Annotated in this window: 1 protein-coding gene; it reads left to right on the top strand. The window is 70.9% G+C overall.

Annotated features, from left to right (window positions below; all coding sequences use genetic code 11):
- Positions 1-422 (top strand): response regulator (locus OP18_RS50755; protein WP_033368047.1); only part of this gene is annotated, 422 nt, incomplete at both ends.

Below are 422 nucleotides of genomic sequence, written 5' to 3'. Positions count from 1 at the left end.
GACGACCACGAGGTCGTCCGCTTCGGCCTGCGCGAGATGCTGGAGCGCGAGGGCGACATCGAGGTCGTCGGCGAGTCCGGCTCCGCCGTCGACGCCACCCACCGCATCCCCGCCCTACGCCCCGACGTCGCCATCCTCGACGGCCGCCTCCCCGACGGCAGCGGCATCGACGTCTGCCGCGAGATCCGCTCCGTCGACCCCACCATCAAAGCCCTCATCCTCACCTCCTACGACGACGACGAGGCCCTCTTCGCCGCCATCATGGCCGGCGCCTCCGGCTACGTCCTCAAACAGATCCACGGCACCGACCTCATCGACGGCATCCGCCGCGTCGCCGCCGGCCAGTCCCTGCTCGACCCCGCCGTCACCGCCCGCGTCCTGGACCGCATCCGCAAAGGCCCCGAACAACCCGACGAACTCAA

This window comes from Dactylosporangium aurantiacum, assembly GCF_000716715.1.
Classification (GTDB): domain Bacteria; phylum Actinomycetota; class Actinomycetes; order Mycobacteriales; family Micromonosporaceae; genus Dactylosporangium; species Dactylosporangium aurantiacum.
Note: the sequence above shows the minus strand (reverse complement) of the source record. Positions and strands in the feature narration are given on the sequence as shown.